The organism is Haloarcula sp. H-GB5 (assembly GCF_054850705.1).
The window spans coordinates 1-2,342 of the sequence record NZ_JBTWBG010000020.1; the positions used below are offsets into that span (position 1 = coordinate 1).

The window sequence follows — 2,342 nt, forward strand, 5'->3', positions numbered from 1 at the left end:
CTTCCCGGGTTCATTCACACGCCGAAGTCGATCTGCGGTCCCCTCGGCGTGGACTGTGAGGTCTGGGAACTGCGCTTCGGTGGAATCGGCTTTTGGTTGCTGTTCTCCGGTTTGATCGCTGTTGGTGGTCTTCGATGCCATGGGTACTGTCGGGACGCCCTCACTGGACCGCCCCGCACCCGACTGGGGGCCAAAAAATGGGTCTTGGTCTATGAGATCAGCCGCTGAATATAGTTTATTCATCTGCGGAGACGAGTGAAAACTGGAGGGTATACCTGCGTATCGAGCGTAGTCTTTTCTGGACGACCTATATTTATAATTGGCACAACCTGTATATTTTCTATGGTCCCATTACTGAGTTCACTCAAAAACACTTGGATTAAGAGAACGGACCCTAGCTTGGAGCCACTAAAACCCCTCATTATAGGTGCCGCCGCCTTGCTTGCTTTCTATTGCTCTGTTGAGTAGCGGTGGGTGCTAGACAAGTTGAATCTGAGTCTGCTCGTAAGCGGGTGATCCGTGTGATCTCAGAACCGAGGGCGCTCAATCCTCGCTCAGTGGGCGCTATTCTCAAGAGCAGAACGAACCAGTCCCATCGTGGTGACGAGTGTTAGTGGTCACGGCAGCAAGCAGATTCATCGTCTTGATTTGCCGACATCGGTCAGGTACTGAGACACGCTTTGCTCTGTGAGATCCAGTTTTTCTGCAATCTCGTCAATTTCGAATTCATGGACTGCGTAGAGATAAGCGGCGATGTATGGTTTTCCAAGAGTAGCGACCTCGATGGGGACTACGTTAGAATCTGATTCCATCGTTCTGAGACCAGTCTTCTGCATTATTGCGGCCCAACAGAGCGCTTGGCGTTTTGCACCTGTCCAAGAATTCGAAAATACGTAGTGATGCTGTGGGGTGTCAACCCAATACCGAGATATGATCCACGGATTGTAATCTAAATCAGCAGTTGTCAATGGCAACTCTGCTTCTAGAAGTCGAGAGCTGGAAAAAATGATAGTTGAGACGTCGTGCTTGTTGACAACGATATCATCCCCAAAACGTTCTACCACGACGCTATCTCCATATGAAATGTCGTTGGGAGTCATAAACGCGATATTTCATTTATAAACATAAATTCTGTGTATGTATTCTACCAATGTTTTTAATATCTGCAACTTTGAGATGGTTATATGTGTTGGTGATTTATAAATGTATACACTGAGTATACCACCGACCGGGAAGCTTTTTGTTCCTCATGCACCAGTAATTCTTGTCGTATCCGACGGCGACAAAATCATCGAAGTCGGGGCCCGTCCTGAACCAACTGGCACCTCACCGACTCGACACCCGACCAGCCATGAGTATGGAAAATGAGACCGCAACAGGCGAAGACGAGAACGCACCCGACAAACAGTACAGTTCGACGTATCAGGCTAAACTCGCAGTTCACGAGCGCGATCGTTACACTTGCATCTGCTGTCGAGAAAAATTCGACGACATATCACACCTAGATGTTGACCACGTTATCCCGGTTGGAAAAGGGGGCCCGAATACGATCCGTAATAAAGCCACAGAGTGCAGGCGGTGTCATGAAGCAAAGCACGGGGAGCGCGATCACGCACCTACAGTCCGGTTCATGTCTACAGGAGATATGATCCAGAAAGATTTCCGCCTGTTCCGGCATCTCTGGAACTGCCAGTTCCCTGCTCTGTCTGAACTCGCGCTTGACCACAGAATTGAACCGGTGTTCGGTCTCGCAAATAGTGCCCCATACCAAGCTTGGCATATCCCGCTCGGCGAGCTGCGACGGCTTGACGAGGTACTAGCTGAAAGAGATGACATCCAGTACAGTCCCTTAGGAGCGCACCACTATATGTGAGAGTGCCGCCGCTGGCCTGATGTGAACAGGGCACCCAGTAATTCACTAGGGCCCGTCCTGAACCAGTTGGAACTCTGTATCGCACGGATATAAAATACATGGTATTTTTAAAACCTGTCCCGAGACATCCATTGATATCGTCTGACGCAGTCTTATATTACCCGAGATATATGTGCTGACCGCTGGAGTAACTTACACTTCGAGTGCCTCCATCGGCTCGACCTCGAAGGTCAACAGATGCGACCGGAGTTGGGCGTAGGCCCCGTCACCGTCAGTCGTGACACAGTGCCGATTTGGCCTTGCCTCGCGAGGATTGCCGTCGTTCTCTTGCCACTCCGTCAGCGTGAACTCAAGCGCCTCCAACTCGCTGTCAGCCCCCTCAAACACGGCTGCAACCGACGGCGTCCCGTGGTTGTCAGCGATGTATGCAACCTCAACAGCGTCGTGGTCGGCGTCAAGTCTCGTCCAC

General features: G+C 50.8%; 2 protein-coding genes and 1 pseudogene. 1 reads left to right on the top strand and 2 read right to left on the bottom strand.

Going from position 1 to position 2,342, the window contains the following annotated elements:
- Window positions 1-635 precede the first annotated feature (635 nt).
- A complete protein-coding gene (locus tag ACYJ11_RS21270) occupies window positions 636-1,100 on the bottom strand; it encodes a hypothetical protein (protein ID WP_461649380.1) in 465 nt (154 codons plus the stop codon).
- Window positions 1,101-1,357: 257 nt separating this feature from the next.
- On the opposite strand from ACYJ11_RS21270, the gene ACYJ11_RS21275 reads away from it, so the two are divergent.
- A complete protein-coding gene (locus ACYJ11_RS21275) occupies window positions 1,358-1,873 on the top strand; it encodes an HNH endonuclease (protein WP_461649381.1) in 516 nt (171 codons plus the stop codon).
- A gap of 192 nt (window positions 1,874-2,065) precedes the next feature.
- On the opposite strand, the pseudogene ACYJ11_RS21280 reads toward ACYJ11_RS21275, so the two are convergent.
- Window positions 2,066-2,342, bottom strand: a pseudogene (locus tag ACYJ11_RS21280) (hypothetical protein); the annotation flags it as partial.

Coding starts and splice junctions, on each gene's coding strand:
- ACYJ11_RS21270 (WP_461649380.1), bottom strand. CDS start 1,100: ATGACTCCCAACGACATTTCATATGGAGATAGCGTCGTGGTAGAACGT.
- ACYJ11_RS21275 (WP_461649381.1), top strand. CDS start 1,358: ATGGAAAATGAGACCGCAACAGGCGAAGACGAGAACGCACCCGACAAA.